Source organism: Pseudomonas sp. CHM02 (assembly GCF_000612585.1).
Lineage (GTDB): Bacteria > Pseudomonadota > Gammaproteobacteria > Pseudomonadales > Pseudomonadaceae > Aquipseudomonas.
Window position 1 is genome coordinate 20,183 of record NZ_JFCA01000045.1, and the last position, 14,966, is coordinate 35,148.

13 protein-coding genes are annotated in these 14,966 nt (G+C 61.9%); 9 read left to right on the top strand and 4 right to left on the bottom strand.

The window, feature by feature from the left end:
- Window positions 1-29: 29 nt before the first annotated feature.
- The 8 genes from BM70_RS32660 to BM70_RS0123885 are packed head-to-tail and all read left to right on the top strand — an operon-like array spanning window position 30 to window position 8,952.
- Complete coding sequence (locus tag BM70_RS32660; RefSeq protein ID WP_081782121.1) at window positions 30-161, top strand: type VI secretion protein; 132 nt, start codon at window positions 30-32, stop codon at window positions 159-161.
- 16 nt (window positions 162-177) lie between these two features.
- Complete coding sequence (gene tagH / locus BM70_RS0123855; RefSeq protein ID WP_025858371.1) at window positions 178-1,350, top strand: type VI secretion system-associated FHA domain protein TagH; 1,173 nt, start codon at window positions 178-180, stop codon at window positions 1,348-1,350.
- A 5-nt stretch (window positions 1,351-1,355) separates the two neighbouring features.
- Window positions 1,356-1,841 carry a type VI secretion system lipoprotein TssJ gene (tssJ, locus tag BM70_RS0123860; protein WP_025858372.1) on the top strand — a complete coding sequence of 162 codons (486 nt, stop codon included), beginning with the start codon at window positions 1,356-1,358 and terminating at the stop codon, window positions 1,839-1,841.
- A gap of 1 nt (window position 1,842) precedes the next feature.
- Window positions 1,843-3,171 (top strand): type VI secretion system baseplate subunit TssK, encoded by a 1,329-nt coding sequence (tssK, locus tag BM70_RS0123865; RefSeq protein ID WP_025858373.1) that lies wholly within the window; start codon window positions 1,843-1,845, stop codon window positions 3,169-3,171.
- 5 nt (window positions 3,172-3,176) lie between these two features.
- Window positions 3,177-4,040: a type IVB secretion system protein IcmH/DotU gene (gene icmH, locus BM70_RS0123870; RefSeq protein ID WP_025858374.1), complete on the top strand. Its 864-nt coding sequence runs from the start codon at window positions 3,177-3,179 to the stop codon at window positions 4,038-4,040.
- A 15-nt stretch (window positions 4,041-4,055) separates the two neighbouring features.
- Entirely contained in the window at window positions 4,056-7,400 is a 3,345-nt protein-coding gene (gene tssM, locus BM70_RS0123875; RefSeq protein WP_025858375.1) for a type VI secretion system membrane subunit TssM, read from the top strand.
- Window positions 7,397-8,110, top strand: coding sequence for a PP2C family serine/threonine-protein phosphatase (locus tag BM70_RS0123880; protein WP_025858376.1), 714 nt, complete (start codon window positions 7,397-7,399; stop codon window positions 8,108-8,110). The genes tssM and BM70_RS0123880 overlap by 4 nt, the downstream gene beginning before the upstream one ends.
- Window positions 8,107-8,952, top strand: a complete 846-nt coding sequence (locus BM70_RS0123885; RefSeq protein ID WP_025858377.1) for a serine/threonine-protein kinase — start codon at window positions 8,107-8,109, stop codon at window positions 8,950-8,952. Before BM70_RS0123880 ends, BM70_RS0123885 begins: the two co-directional genes overlap by 4 nt.
- A gap of 4 nt (window positions 8,953-8,956) precedes the next feature.
- Here BM70_RS0123885 and BM70_RS0123890 read toward each other — a convergent pair whose 3' ends face one another.
- Entirely contained in the window at window positions 8,957-9,286 is a 330-nt protein-coding gene (locus tag BM70_RS0123890; RefSeq protein ID WP_025858378.1) for a DUF6388 family protein, read from the bottom strand.
- Window positions 9,287-9,533: 247 nt separating this feature from the next.
- On the opposite strand from BM70_RS0123890, the gene BM70_RS0123895 reads away from it, so the two are divergent.
- Window positions 9,534-11,609 carry a PTS sugar transporter subunit IIC/EAL domain-containing protein gene (locus BM70_RS0123895; RefSeq protein WP_025858379.1) on the top strand — a complete coding sequence of 692 codons (2,076 nt, stop codon included), beginning with the start codon at window positions 9,534-9,536 and terminating at the stop codon, window positions 11,607-11,609.
- On the opposite strand, the gene BM70_RS0123900 is transcribed toward BM70_RS0123895, so the two are convergent.
- From BM70_RS0123900 to BM70_RS0123910, 3 genes are read right to left on the bottom strand one after another with little or no spacing between them, the layout of a single operon-like run.
- Window positions 11,606-12,439, bottom strand: coding sequence for a metal-dependent hydrolase (locus tag BM70_RS0123900; RefSeq protein ID WP_025858380.1), 834 nt, complete (start codon window positions 12,437-12,439; stop codon window positions 11,606-11,608). The two genes, BM70_RS0123895 and BM70_RS0123900, sit on opposite strands and share 4 nt — an antisense overlap.
- Before the next feature lie 15 nt (window positions 12,440-12,454).
- Window positions 12,455-13,345, bottom strand: a complete 891-nt coding sequence (locus BM70_RS0123905) for an SDR family oxidoreductase (RefSeq protein WP_025858381.1) — start codon at window positions 13,343-13,345, stop codon at window positions 12,455-12,457.
- Window positions 13,342-14,880, bottom strand: a complete 1,539-nt coding sequence (locus BM70_RS0123910) for an NAD(P)/FAD-dependent oxidoreductase (protein ID WP_025858382.1) — start codon at window positions 14,878-14,880, stop codon at window positions 13,342-13,344. The genes BM70_RS0123905 and BM70_RS0123910 overlap by 4 nt, the downstream gene beginning before the upstream one ends.
- Window positions 14,881-14,966: the final 86 nt, after the last annotated feature.

Below are 14,966 nucleotides of genomic sequence, written 5' to 3' on the forward strand. Positions count from 1 at the left end.
GCGTACCTTATTTTCATGGGAGATACCTGATGCCTTTTCATCCGTGGCAGGCCGTGGTGCTTGCGTTGTGTTTATTGAGCGGCTGTAACGCCAACTATGTCTTTGATGATGCCGACTACCGTCCTTTGGGTGATCCCCAGGCGACCCGTCGTGGGCAGTGAGCAGGGGAACGCGACGATGCAACTGGTGCTTGAGGTCTGTACTACCGCGGGCGGCGCGCCGCCGGCTTGCAAGACATTTGATGGTCTCGGCGGTGTGATTGGCCGTGGCTCCGGCTGTGACTGGGTCATTCCTGACGCCGATCGCCTGATTTCCAGCCACCACGGCTTGGTCAGTTATCGAGAAGGTCGCTACTTCCTGACCGACATCAGCAGCAACGGTATCGGGGTGTCGGGCAGCATGGAGCGCTTGTGCAAGGGGCAGGCACGGCCCATCGGTGACGGTGACGTGTATCAACTGGGGGCACTGGACATCCGTGCCCGCCTGGTAGTGCATGCTCGGCAGCCGTTTGTCCCGGATGACACGATTCCAGACGATGCGTTCCTGGGGCTTGACCCGGTCTACGCACTGGATCGCCAGCAACGGCATGAAGAGTCATCAGCAGAGCTGGACGCCTTGGATAGATCCACGCCAGCACCGCTCTCGTCGCTTTGCCAGGGGACCGTGGATCGCGATCATTTGGTTGTACCGACGTGGGCCGAACCGGTCAGGGAAGTCCAGTCTTCTGAGCCCCTGACGGCTGCACCTGTTGCCTCGGAAACCTTCTGGTCGCCGTTCGCGCAAGCATTGGGCATGCAGATGGACACGCTCGATGCGCCTGAGCGCGAAGCCCTGGCGATCAAGGTGGCAGGTTTGTTCAGACAAACCATCGAAGGTTTGCAACAAAACCTGAGAACCCGTGATGAGCTGAACCGTGAGATCAACGGAGCGTTGGCTGTACCAGCACTCAATCCCCGCAACCCGTTGAACGATTGCATCGACGGCCAGGCGGCCATGATATCGCTGCTGGGCGCCGACGAGCCGGGCCAACTTTCTGCCGGGCAAGCCATTGCCCAGGCCTGTCGTGACTTGCAAGTTCATCAGTTGGCCCTGGTCGTCGCCTGCCGATCTGCCGTACGCGCTGCATTGGCCGCCTTTGCACCCGGCCCGTTGCTGCTTTGTTTCGAGCGCGAGGGCAAACCCCCCAGGTTTTTCACTGACGGTGTCCATTGGCGAGCGTACCAACGTCACTATCGACGGCTGACAGATGAGCAACCCTTGGGTGAGCAGTTTTTGCGCAATGACTTTTCCAAAGCCTACGAGGATCAGGTGCGCCTTGTCTCCATCCTGCATGCCAGGTACCCAGGATGATGTGCATGTCTCGAATCGCTGTTACGTCAACGCTGCTAGCGCTGGGCCTGCTGGCCGGCTGCAGCACCCTGTCCCCTTTTTCTACCCTCACCAAGCTGGACCTCGCGTTGACGGCCAGCGAAGGGGTCAACCCCGATCTGCACGGCCGTCCCTCGCCCGTGGTGGTGCATCTGCTTGAGCTGCAGCACCCCGTGGCCTTTGAAAACGCCGACTTCTTCAGCCTGTACGACCGCGCCGAGCAGACTCTGCCCAAGGATTGGGTCAGCCGCGAGGAATTGGAGCTGCGTCCCGGCCAACAGCTGGCGCTCAAGCTCAGCGTCCAGCCACGAAGCCGCTATGTCGGTGTACTGGCGGCCTATCGCGACTTGCCCCATGTGCAATGGCGGCTGGTGTTGCCCGTGGCCCCAGGTCAACTGACCCGCGCCGCAATGGTGCTGGACCAGACCGGTGTCCGGATGGCAACGCCTCAAACCGACGAAGCGAGGGAATGAAATGCAGATTCATAACGTTATCTGGCAAGAAGGCATGCTGCTGAGGCCCCAGCACCTGCAGCACAATGATCGCTACTACCATCGCCAACTCAACCGCACACGCCTGTTGAGCAGTGACGCCTGGGGGTTCCTGACCCTGGACGTCGATGTGCAATACCTCAACCTCGGCAAGGTCGTGGTCAACCAGGCCAGCGGTGTGTTGCCGGACGGCAGTCTGTTCGAGCTGAGCGGCGCAATGGAGCCCCTGGTGCTGCAGGTACCTGCCAATGCCGGCAGGCAAGCGGTGTACCTCGCCTTGCCGCTGGCGACTGACAATCAGGTTGAAGTGCGCAGGAAGGAGCAAGGCGATGTCCTGGCGCGCTATGTGGCCTGTGAAACGGAGATCGGCGACTCCAATGCCGGTGTCGATTCCCGCTGTCAGGTCCACTGTGCACGTCCTGATCTGCGCCTGCTGCTGGGGGAGCAGCCCAGTGATCCCTTCTACGTGAAACTCCAGGTTGCACAGGTCCAGGATTCGACCCAGGAAGGAGGTGTAAGGCTGGATGAAGATTTTGTGCCGACGTTCATCCATCTCCAGGGGTCGGGGTACGTGTCGTCATGCGTCAAGGAGGTGATCAGCCTGCTGGCGACCCGTGGCGATGCGATTGCCGCGCGTATTCAGGGCAGCGGCGCGTCTGCGGGGGCGCAGGTCGGCGATTTCCTGATGCTGCAATTGATCAATCGTGCGGAGCTGATCTTGCGTCATTACCTGAGCCAGGCCCAGGTCCGCCCGGAGGCGTTGTATCGGGAGTTGCTGGCGATTCTGGGTGAGCTGTCGACGTTCGCCACCGACAACAAACGTGCGCAATGGGTGCCGCATTACCAGCATGGTGATCAAGGGACAAGCTTTCGCGGCCTGATGGAAGGTCTTCGCACAGTGCTGTCGCTGGTACTGGAGCAACATGCCATCGAACTGACGTTGCAACAGCGCCAGTACGGGGTGCTGGTCTGCCCGGTGAGCGATCTCAAATTACTGGGCGCGGCCACGTTCATTTTGGCGGCTACCGCCCAGTGCGACTCGGAGGAGTTGCGCCATCGCCTGCCGGCGCATCTCAAGATCGGCCCGGTGGAACGCATCCGTGAGCTGGTGAACCTGCACCTCGCGGGCATCAAGGTCACACCGTTGCCGGTAGCGCCGCGGCAGATCCCGTTTCACGCCGGCAAGACCTATTTCATGCTCGAACTCAGTCCCCGTGACATTGCGCAGTTGGAGCAATCAGGTGGCTTCGCCTTCCACGCCAGCGGCGAGTTCGCCGAGCTGGAACTCGACTTCTGGGCTATCAGGAACTGAACACCATGACTAGGGACAGTGAATACCCGCAGGACGAAAAAACCGTGCTGCTTGACCGTGAAGGTCGGGGCCCGGTGAGGGGGGCGGTCACGGACTGCCCGTCGCCGCCACGCATCGAGCAACTGGAAGACCGCATGATCTATAGCGCCCATCTGCAGGGCGCACCACGCTTCAACATGGGGCCCAACATCCTGTTGGCCGCGGCCTGGGAGCTCTTGCTGCAGGTTGTCCAGCTCAAGGCCGGTCCCGGTCGGGAAAGCCTGCAGGCGCTCAATGACCAGCTTTCATCGGGAATCAACGCGTTTGAGACACGTGCGTTGCACCAGGGGGCGCAGAGCAGTCAGGTGATGTCAGCGCGTTATGTGCTGTGCAGTGTGATTGATGAAGCCGTGGTCACCACATCCTGGGGCAGTCGCAGCGACTGGTCGAAGACCAGCCTGTTGAGCCGGTTCCACAATGAAACCTTCGGCGGTGAAAAGTTCTTCCAACTGCTGGAGCGTTTGTCCCGCGACCCCGTCAAGCATGTGGCCATGCTGGAGCTTATGTACGTATGCCTGTCGCTGGGGTTCGAAGGTAGATATCGCGTCATGGAGCGGGGAAGGGTTGAGCTTGAAACCCTGCACGATGCGGTGTACCGCCAGATCAGGCATGTGCGAGGTGATCGGCTGCCGGTATGCGCTTTGCCAGAAACGGGCAGGGCATCTCGGGCGCCAATACGCCTTGTCTCCATCACCTCGGTGGCCCTCTGCGTACTCGCGTGTTTGCTCGTGATGTATTCAGGGTTTGCCTGGATGCTGGGGCAGGAACGCATGACGGCGCTTCAACCCTTTCAATCTTCGGTGCCGGGTCCGTCTCGGACGCCCTTGTAACGCTGGGAGCAATGTATGAACGCATTCTTCAAGGGCGCGGGCACGCTGCTGCGCAAAAGTTGGGCCTGGAGCCTGTTGCTGGTGCTCTCCATGACGTTGTTGGTGTGGTTTGCAGGGCCTTTGCTGGCGGTGGATGACTACCGTTTCTGGCAAAGCCCGACCGCCCGATTGCTGACCATCAGTGGGCTGTTGTTGCTATGGGGACTCGCGATGGCAGGCGTGGGGGCACGCCGCACCGTTCGACCGGAATCGCCTGCACACCCTGAACGTCATCAGCGGCTGGGGTTGATCAGCGACGAAGTCAGGCACGTGCGGGGGCGCTTCAAAGAGGCCCTGCAGAGGTTGAAGACTTCCCGCCAATATGGCGAGCACAGCGAACGTTGGCGCAATGAGCTGCCCTGGTACCTGTTGATTGGCGAGCGGGGCAGTGGCAAGACTGCCTTGCTGGGCGCCTGCGGGCTACAGCCGCTACAGCACCGGGCCGAAGCAGCGCTTGCGGGCACTGCCGCCTACTGTGACTGGTACTTTGCCGATGACGCCGTGATGGTCGAAATGGCGAGCCGTTATCTGGACCAACCCGAGCCTTCGGTAGATGGGGCGGGCTGGTCGACATTGCTCGGCCAGCTTAAATCGTGGCGCAGGACAAGGCCGCTCAATGGCGTGGTGGTGACGCTGTCCGTCGATACGCTTTTGCGTAGCAATGAACACGACCTGCAACTCCACGCGCGCCACGTTCGTACCCGCTTGCAGGATATCCAGCAGACACTGCATGTGGATGTGCCGGTGTACCTGGTGTTGACCCAGGCTGATCGGCTGGCCGGGTTTGTGGAGTTCTTCGATGCGCAACAGGGCGACAGCAGCGAAGATGTACTGGGCGGACATCTGGGCGCAGGCGCGGCCGAGATGGATCTCGCCGAGGTACGCGATGCATTCGAGGCGCTGTTGCAACGCCTGGGCGCTGAGCTGATCCCGCGCCTGCATCAGGAACGCAGCCTTGAGCGACGGGGCCTGATGCTGGACCTTCCTCAGCAGGTCGCGCGCCTCGGCGATAACCTGTGCCTGTTTATCGAGACAGCGTTTTCCGCTCACCGCCATCAGCGTATCAAGGGTTTGCGAGGGTTCTACCTGACCTGTGGGAAGACCGACGATGTTCGTCCCCGGTTCGTCCTGGGCCTGTTCAATCGAGTGATTGTTGCTGAGGCGGATCTCGCCGGGCTGCAGACCCCGGAGCGACGGCGCATACGTCAACGCCACGGTTTGTCGGCCCTGGCTGCATCAGTCCTCATCGCCGCGGCGGGGGCCTTATGGATACACAGTTACTCGTTCAACGATCAGCGGCTGGTTCAACTGCTGACGTTGAGCAAGCCCACGTCCTCTATCCCGGACGCGGACCTGGCGTTGCTGGCGTTGTTGGACAGTCGCTGGGCTGCGACGCAGGTATTCCCACCAGTGGCAGAAGCGCGATGGGTTGATCGGGCCGGTTTGTATCAGGGAGAAGTGAGTCGTCCAGTGCTGAGGCGCGCCTATGAGCAAACCTTGCATCAGCAGTTGCTGCCCTATGTGACCACCCGGCTCGAAGAGCAGGTGCGCGCCAGCCTGGGAAACCGTGAGCGGCTGCTGGACAACTTGCGCGCCTACCTGATGCTCAACCTGCCAGAGCGGCGTGATAAGGCCTGGCTGGCAGAGCATGTGGATGCCCAATGGGCGGTCGGGTACGTTGGCGACCTTTCAGTGCATAAGCGCTTGGGTGAACACGTCGTACGGCTCCTCGAGCAAGGGTTCCTGACGCCGTTGAACGATGAGTTGGTCGCCCAGGCTCGCCTGGCATTGCGCGGTGAGTCACTGGCTGACGTGGTCTACCGGGCGTTGCGGGACCAGGCGCGAAACCTGGAGCCTTACCGCCTGCCCGAAGGTCCGGCGTTCTCCCGGACTGAGCCAGCCATCCCGGGTTTCTACAGCAAGAAATACCTGCAGTTTTTCGAAACCCAGGGGCCCCGGTTGGTCAACGCCATTGCCCAGGATAACTGGGTGTTAGGGGAAGCCACCGAACTGAGCGTCATGGAACTGCGCAAGCTGATGCTGGCGCTGGAGCAGCGCTATTTCAGTGAATACGCCGATGCCTGGAGTGACGCTTTGGGGCGAGTCAGGCTGCTGGAAAGTGACAACCTGAGACAGGGTGCGGAACAGCTCGCGAGCCTTACCTCCGCTCAATCGGCGTTGCTGCAGATAGTGCAGCAGGTACGTGAAAACACGCGGCTGATGCCGACGCATCAGCCGCTCGGCGAATGGGGAGCGACGGCATCCAGCGTGATCGACACGGCATTACCGCGCCAAGTGCTGCCTGATAGCGCCCGACGTGCGTTGCAGCGCCGCTTCGAGCCCTTGCACCAGTTGCTTGATGAAGAGCAGAACCCCGGCGGCGAGTTGACGCAGGCATTGCGCTTGCTCGATGAGCTGCACGTGCAATTGTCGACACTGAACCGCGACAGTTCGCCGGAACAGGCAGCCTTCAAGATCGCCAGGCAACGGATGGATGGGCAGCAGCCGTTATTGGGCAACCTGCGTGATGCGGCGGCGCGTTTGCCGCAGCCGCTCAGGGCCTGGTTCGAGGGGATTGCCGAGCAAAGCTGGCGTCATCTGCTGGATGACGCCTATGGGTACGTGAATCAGCGTTACCAGAGCGAAGTCCATGGCTTTTATGTGAAGGCGATCCAGCACCGGTACCCGTTCAATGCCCATGCCGGCAGCGATATCGCCCTGGGTGATTTCCATGCATTCTTCAAGCCGCGGGGGACCCTGGAGCGTTTTTATGACGGCTACTTGCGGTCGTTCGTCAGCGTCGAGGGTAACCGCTATCGCTTGCGTGCCTTGGAGGGGCGCAGCCTGCCGATGTCGCGTTCGTTGCTGGACCAACTGACCAGGGCCCAGACCATTCGGCAGGGTTTTTTCAGTGAGGACCAGGGCGATTGGTCGGTCCGCTTCACGCTGGCGCCCTACAGCCTGGACCAGGCCGTCAGCCGGGCGACGCTGCAAGTGGGCGGTCAGCAATTGGAGTATCGTCACGGCCCGATCGTGCCAATGGCTTTCGATTGGCCGAACGAGGCAGGCAACGGTCGCAGCAGCCTGGTACTGGAGCGTGGTGCGGAACGACCATTGGGCATCGAAAAAGACCGTGGTGCCTGGTCGCTGTTCCGGTTGTTCGACCTGATGCAAAGCGAGCCAGCGAACGGCAGGGACGCGCAGATACTCAAGGCCGAGCTGGCCGGCCTGCGTGCCAATTACCTGCTCACCAGCCAACGGAACCCCAGCCCCTTCCAGATGGCGACATGGCGCACCTTCCGTCTGCCGGAGCAATTATGAGCCCGGCACATCCTTGGCAAAGTGCCGGGCGCACTGCGCAAGGCAAGGGGCGCGAGCGCAACGAGGATGCCTTGCTCGATTGCCCGCAACGCGGCTGTTGGGCGGTCGCTGACGGCATGGGTGGCCATCAGGCCGGGAACGTCGCCAGTCAGCGGGTGGTCAGCAGTCTTGCCGCACTGCCAGGCCTCGGCGGCTTCGATCAACGCATCGACGCCGTCCGCCGCTGCCTGCGCGGCCTCGACAGCCGCTTGCAACCTACCGATGACCTGACCGGCATCGTGGGCAGTACGGTGGTTGTGCTGCTGCTCGAACAGGGGCGTGCAGCCTGTATCTGGGCAGGGGACAGCCGATGCTACCTCTGGCGCGGTCGGTGTTTGTACCAGCTGTCGCGCGATCACTCCTTGCAGCAGCAACTGATGGATAAACAGCAACTGAGCCGGGAACGGGCGCGGGCTCATCCAGACGCCAGGGCCTTGACCCGTGCCATTGGTGCCCGACAGCCACTGTGCCTTGAGATACTGGAGTTTGGCACTCAGCCCGGCGACGTGTTTTTACTGTGCAGCGATGGCCTGTACCAAGGGCTCAGCCACCGCGACCTGGGGACCGCAATGAGTGCCGGTACGCCGCGTCGGGTGGTGGAACGGTTGTTCAGCGACGTGTTGCGGGGGGCGGCGCTGGATGACCTTACCGCCGTGGTGGTCCAGCGATGAACGCAGCGGCGGGGCCGCCGAAACTGCTGGCAGGGCGTTATCAGCTTGAGCGAATCCTCGGCACAGGCGGCATGGGCGTGGTCTATCGCGCCCGCGACCTGCTGCATGAAGCAGTTGGTGAGCCGGACTGTTGCGTAGCCGTGAAACTGTTGGGCGAGACCCTTTGCGCATCCGCCGATGCGCATCTATTGCTGTACAGCGAGTTCTCCCTGACCCGCAGCCTGCGCCATGACCACGTGGTACGCGCGTTTGCTTTCGAGGTCGACACGGTCCGGCAGGTGGCATTCTTCACCATGGAAGTGATGCCTGGCCTGACCCTGGACCGCGTGCTCCCCGAGTGCCCGCAGGGCCTGCCGTGGCAGGCCCTGCAACCCATTGCCCTGCAATTGCTGGACGCGCTGGCCTACACCCATCGGCAAGGCGTCCTGCATGGTGATGTGAAACCGGCAAATATCATGGTGGGGGAGCAGGGGGTGCGTTTGTTCGATTTTGGCCTGGCGCACACCGAGGTGCAGACACGGCCTGGATTGCCAGCCCTGGACCGCAGCCGCTTGAATGCCTGGACGCCTGCCTATGCGGCGCCGGAGTTGATGGCCGGAGGGCTTCTGTCGACCAGGGCCGACCTGTACGGCGCGGCGTGTGTGCTCTATGAACTCGCCGAAGGGCGGCGCCCCGCCGAGCGCCAACGCAATCAGCCGTTGCCAAGGCCGAGGCAACTGCCCAGGCAATGCTGGCCTGCATTGCGTTCAGCGTTGGCGATGGACCCCGAGCAGCGAACGGTCAGCGTCACCGAACTGCGCGAAGCGCTGGGGTGCAAGCGACGTCGCTGGTTCCAGGGCTAGTGCGTCAACCGGCCAGGTCATGCAGCTGGCGGTATTCGTCCCAGCTCAGGCCAGCCATCTGCGCCACTTCCTTGTGCACCTCGAGGCGCTGGGCTTCGAAGGCTTCGCAAGAGTCAGCGGTGAGTTTGAGGGTCAGCTCCCAGGCAAACAGGCCCTGGCGCTCGGCTTCTGCTTCAAAGGCTTCATGCAGGCGCTCGGCGCGGTATTGCGCCAGGGTTTCGCCCTTGGCCTGGGCGGCCAGTGGGTTGAGGCTATTGAGTTCGGTGGCGACATCGGGATGTTCGTGGAGGAATCTGTCCAGCGCGAGCTGGTGGTTATCACCGGGTTGTGACAAGGGCTTGCTCCCAATAAAGGTCAGGGTGACATTCGGACAGCCCTCATTGAAGCAGATTCGGCGAGTGCCCCCAGTCGAAACATTCAACTATTTGGAAAAACCTGAGAAATGTCTGTCAGCCGATGCGCAAAATTCACCAGGATGGATGGCAAAGGACTTTCGCTCATCGTGCCAGGACGTGTAGCGTTAGCCAGTGTTTACGGCCCTGCCTTCCAGGGACCGTGGGCGATGGGCAGAGGGATGGGTCATGGCGCAAACGCTGTTCAAGCTTTTTTTCACTCAACGTCTGGCCGCGTTGGCCAGCACGGAGTCGCTGCGAGCGATTCGTGAAGGGTTGTTGTGGATCCTGCCATGCCTGCTGGTGTCAGCGGGTTTTCTGATCCTGTCCGAATGTGCCCGGGTACTGGGCTTCGACCCGCAGGTAGTGGCGTTCCTGGCTGGCCTGCACAACCAGATCAGCTCGGTGATCCCGCTGCTGGTCGCCGCTTCGATTGGCTACATGCTGGCGATCCAGCATCGACTTCCCCAACTGCCCGTGGCGTTCCTGTGCCTGGCACACGTGGTAGTGGCGACGTTTATCCTGCGCGACTACCCCCGGGCTTCGGCTACCTTCTTACTGTTTATCGCCATTGCGTCGCCGCTGCTGAATGTGCCGGCAATTGCCTGGCTGCACCGTTATCGCTGGACCCGACTGGTCAACGAAGACCTGGTGGGACACAACCTGCGCGGTACCATCAATATGGTGGTGCCGGGCGCCATCACCGCCCTGGCGTTGGTGGTGGTGCTGTCCTTGCTGCTCCAGATTCCGTATGTGGTGCAGCTCCAGGGGCCTCAGGTGCTCGACGCCCTGGCGTCGCCCTACGGCAGCGGCCTGTTTGTGACCCTGATGAATTCGCTGCTGTGGTTTTTCGGGATCCACGGTGTGTACGCCATGCAACCGCTGTTCGACGTACTGGACCAGGCCGTGGTGCTGAACAGCACTGCATTGGCGGCGGGCGAGCCGATCAAGTACGTGTTGAACAGCGGCCTGTTGGGCAGCTTTGCGTTTATCGGTGGTTCGGGCGGTGCGTTGTGCCTGTTGCTGGCGATCCTGCTGTTTTCCAAGAGCCAGTCCATGCGCCTGTTGGCCGTGGCGAGTTTGCCGCTTTCGCTGTTCAACGTCAGTGAAGTGCTGTTGTTCGGTCTGCCGATCATCCTCAACCCACGGTTGTTCATACCGTTTCTGATCGTCCCCGCGTTGAACACCATGGTGGCGTTGACGGTGGTGCAGATGGGATGGGTGTCGCCGGCGGTAGCCAGCGTCCCGTTCACGGCGCCGGTGCTGCTCAATGCCTACCTCAGTACCCAGGGCGACCTGGTCGCGGTGGTGCTGCAAGTGGCGCTGCTGGGCCTGGGCACCCTGGTGTATGCGCCGTACGTGCGTGCGATTCATCGTCAGGCCGCCGAAGGCGGCACGGTGTACCTCAAGTCCCTGGACATGACCTTCCGTGGCCTTGAAGAAAAGGGCCGGCTGCGCGAGCTGGACCCGGTGCTTGCCTCCCACAAGACCCTGGCGCGCCAGGCGACTGAACTGAGCCGCATCCAGCAGATCAGCGACTATGAGTTCTACCTCGAATTCCAGCCGCAAGTCTCGGCCCGCACGGGCTTGTGCACCGGGTGTGAAGCGCTGATGCGCGCCCGTGATGCCGAGGGCAAGGTGCATTCGCCCTGGGAGTTCCTGCAGTGGCTGGCCCAGGCGCGGTTGATGCCGGATGTGGATGTGTGGGTGGCGTCCCAGGCGGTTCGCCAGTACCAGAAATGGCAAAAGCTCGGCTTCAGTTTGCCGATGACCATCAATATTTCCAGCGCGACCCTGACCGACGCCGCCTATGGTGAACGCCTGGTGGAGATCCTCGCCCAGGCCCACGGGCAGGTCTCGGTGGAAATCACTGAAGACGCGCTGGTGAGTGACATCCAGGTCACGCGCCAGGCCATCCGGAAGTTGCAAGCCATCGGCGCCAAGGTCTACATCGACGACTTCGGCACCGGGTTCTCGGCCTTGAGCTACCTGCACCAGTTCCCGGTCGACTTTATCAAGATCGACCGCAGCTTCGTGGTGGCCCAGCACGACCCCAAGGGCGCCCAGGTCATGACCGGCATGCTGCGCTTCTGTGAGGCGCTGAACCTGGGCGTGGTGGTGGAAGGCGTGGAGACTGCCGAGCAGTTGGCCTTCCTGAGTACTGGCGCCGATCTGATTATCCAGGGCTGGTATTTCAGCAAGGCGCTGCCGGGTGATCAGTTGCAAGGCTTTGTGCGTGAGCGTGAAGCGCTGGCGCAGGCCTAGTAACCGCGCCGAGTCTGTTCGATCTCCTCGATCAGCCCGTCGATACCGGCCAGGCGCGCACGGTTGTCATGATCCCAGGGGTGAAAGCCGGGTTTGAAGTAGTGCAGCCAAGGCACCAGCATCCGTGGGAAAACACCCTTCGGTCCATACAGAAACTTCAACATGCGCCAGAAGCCTCTCAAGTGCCCACCCGACTTGCGGTCGGCAATCAGCAGGCGCAGGTGAAAGTCGAACACCACCAGCCAGAAGAACACCGTCGTGGTCAGCATGGTCCCGGTGCGCAGTAAGTAGCGCTTGGGGCCGGGCTTGATCACGCAGTTCCACACGTCGAAGGCCACCGCCTTGTGTTCGGTTTCCTCCAGGGCGTGCCAATACCACATCTGCTGGTAGCCCTTGAGTGAGTCGCCGAAGCGCGACGGGTCGCTCAACAGGATTTCTGCCAGCATCGCCGTGTAATGCTCAAGCGCGATGGTCACCGCCAGGTTGAAGGACGCTGGCAGGTGTTTTTTCTGCAGGTCGAGGATGAACTTCAGCCGACGGTCGAGGGTGTGTGCGGGCAGCCCTGCAGCTTGCAACAGGTCGTTGTAGGCCACGTGCTCGCGGCTGTGCATGGCTTCCTGGCCGATGAAACCCTGGATCTCTTTCTTCAGCGCCGGGTCGTCGATGTGCTGACGGTAGTGGCGCACGCTGTCCATGAAAAACAGCTCGCCCTGGGGAAACAGCAGCGACAGCGCATTGAAGAAATGCGTGATGAACGGACCCTGTTCGTGCCAGTTCTTGATGCGTTCGGGTGGCAGGGCAAAGCGGATGTCACGGCGGATCGGCAACATAGTGCGTGCTCCTGTTCAGAGACGAGTCTCGTCGTTGGTTTCAAACACCGGCGTGCGTGGCTTGGGGGCCATGCGCCTGCTGGCGAACACCACCAGGGCTTGATAGGCCGCCGGCAGGCAGCGGGCGAGCAGGTCGAGGAAATACGCGTCACGGCCGATGAGTACGCGACGTTTGTTTTTGCGCACGCCTTGCAGGATCACCTTGGCGGCCTGGTCGGCGTCGGTAATGAACAGTTTTTCGAAGTCGGCGCGCGCCTGCTGTTCGCTGTGGATGAGGAAACCGGTCATGTTCGCGTCGATACGGCTGCTGCGGCAGATGTCGGTGCGAATGCCGCCAGGGTGCACGCAGGTGGCCGATACGCCACAGCGTTGCATGTCCAATTCCTGGCGCAGGGATTCGGTAAAGCCGCGCACCGCAAACTTGGTCGCGTTGTAGCCGCTCATGCCCGGTTGGGCGAACAGGCCGAACACGCTTGAGGTGTTGATCACATGGCCATCGCCGCTGGCTTTCAGGTAGGGCAGGAAGGCCTTGGTGCCGTGGACCACGCCCCAGAAGTTGATGCCGACGATCCACTCCAGGTCGGCGTAGTCCACGCCTTCCACGGTGCTCGACAGGGCTACTCCGGCATTGTTGAACACCAGGTTGACCTGGCCGTGATCGGCTACGCAGCGCGCGGCCCACTCTTCCATGGCCTGGCGGTCGGACACATCCAGTACCTGGGTGGTGATCAACACAGGTGCCAGCGTCGAGGTCTTGATCAGCGCCAGGGTCTGGTCCAGCCCCTGGCTGTTTTTGTCCGCCAGCGCCAGGTGGCAACCGTCACGCGCCAGGGCCAATCCCAGGGCGCGGCCCATGCCGGATGCCGCGCCGGTAATCGCCGCCACGCGGCCGTTGAATGACTTCATGACAGGCTGCCCTCCGGGGTGGAGTGGGGCGCCGGCGCAGGGCGGCCGGGCGCGTTGACCGGCAGCAGGTCGGCCACATAGTCCTTGAGCGCAAACTGCCGCGTGACCTGCTTGAAGCGCCAGGTCGAGCCGGGCCACAGGGTGGTGTTCTTGCCGGTACGTGGGTCGAGGTACCAGCTTTGGCAACCGCCGGTATTCCAGATGGTGCGTTTGAGTTTGGCTTGCAGTTGCTGGTTGTAGGCGCTTTCCACGCCGGGTTTGACGTCCACCGTGGCGATGCGATGCCGTTGCATTTGCTGGAGCGCGTCGACGATATAAGTCACCTGGGCTTCGATCATCAGGATCATCGAGTTATGCCCCAGGCCGGTATTGGGCCCGACGATCAGGAACAGGTTGGGATAGCCGGGCACCGTGGTGCCCTTGTAGGCGTGGGCGCCATCCTGCCAGGTGTCCATCAGGTCGACACCGCCGCGCCCGATGATGCGTTCGCGGGGCAGGGGATCGGTGGCCTGGAAGCCGGTGCCGAAGATCAGGCAGTCCGCCGGGTGCTTGATGCCGTCGGCGGTGATCACGCCGTCAGCTTCGATGCGCAGCACGCGTTCGGTGACCACGTCGACATTGCTGCGCGACAACGCGGGGTAATAGTCATTGGAAATCAGCACGCGCTTGCAGCCGAGGGTGTAGTCCGGGGTCAGGGTCTTGCGCAGGGAAGGACGGGCCACTTGTCTGTGCAGGTGGCGCAGGGCGATTTTCTGCACGATGTTCATCAGGCGTGGGTGCAGGGCAAAGCCGATCACGCGGCCTTCCAGCGCCCAGTAAAAAGCGCTGCGCACCAGGCGCTGGGTGAAGGGCAGGTGCTGGAACAGCCAGCGCTCGATGGGGGAAATCGCCCGGTCGGGCTTGGGCATGATCCACGGTGGGGTGCGCTGGAACAGATCCAGGTGAGCCACCTGTGGCGCGATCTGCGGCACAAACTGAATGGCGCTGGCGCCGGTGCCGATCACCGCGACGCGTTTGCCCTTCAAGGAATAGTCGTGGTCCCACTGTTGGGAATGAAAGCGCTTGCCCTTGAAACTGTCGAGACCCGCAATGTCCGGCAGCGCCGGGCGCGACAGGCCGCCCATGCCCGACACCAGCACCCGCGCACTGACCTGGCGGCCATCGCTGAAGCGCAACTGCCAGCGTTGCTGGTGCTCGTCGTACACCGCCTGCTCGAGGCCCATGCCGAAACGCAGGTACGGCGCCAATTCGAAGCGCGTGGCGCACTGCTCCAGGTACGCACGGATCTCCGCTTGCGGCGCGAACTGCCGCGTCCAGTTCGGGTTGGGCGCAAAGGAAAACGAATACACGTGGGACTGCACATCGCAGGCGCAGCCGGGGTAATGGTTATCCCGCCAGGTGCCGCCGAGGGTGTCGGCCTGCTCGGCGATAAAGAAGTCGGTGAACCCGGCTTCCTTGAGCTTGATTGCCATGCACAGGCCGGCGAAGCCGGAGCCGATGATGGCAATGTCGATTGAATCACTCTGGGCATTCATAGGCAGTCCTTCGTGGGCATCGGGTGTGCTCCTTTCTTGTTTTGTCTTTTAGATAGAACACCATTGCAAAGAAAAATTGAATTACT